The 276-nt window shown below is 55.4% G+C and carries 2 pseudogenes; one reads left to right on the top strand and one right to left on the bottom strand.

Going from position 1 to position 276, the window contains the following annotated elements:
• A pseudogene (locus AC0L3B_RS39435) lies at nt 1–171 on the bottom strand (protein-methionine-sulfoxide reductase catalytic subunit MsrP); the annotation flags it as partial.
• Between AC0L3B_RS39435 and AC0L3B_RS39430 the strand changes: the two are divergent.
• Nucleotides 165–276: pseudogene (locus AC0L3B_RS39430) on the top strand (protein-methionine-sulfoxide reductase catalytic subunit MsrP); the annotation flags it as partial. The pseudogenes AC0L3B_RS39435 and AC0L3B_RS39430 overlap by 7 nt on opposite strands.

Raw genomic sequence — 276 nt, 5'->3', positions numbered from 1 at the left:
CTGGTTAGGCAACTCCCGCCCGTACATGCCCACGGCAAGGATCGCCAATGGATTCATCGCCTCGTCCAGACGCAACCCTTCTATATAGGGCCAGTCGATCAGGCCAAAACTGGAGCGCTGACCCGGCATGCTCTTGGGGTCCTTCAACGTCTCAAAGCGGATGAATTTTGCTTTGGAAGTACGGCTTCAAGAGCGTGAAGTCGATCGTGCGGATCAGTCTGGTGAGTGAGCAACCGAAAACGACCTGGCAGAGCATTGCGGCTGATGAGTATGGGT

The sequence above is a fragment of the Bradyrhizobium sp. Kon56 genome (assembly GCF_055807635.1).
Note: the sequence above shows the minus strand (reverse complement) of the source record. Positions and strands in the feature narration are given on the sequence as shown.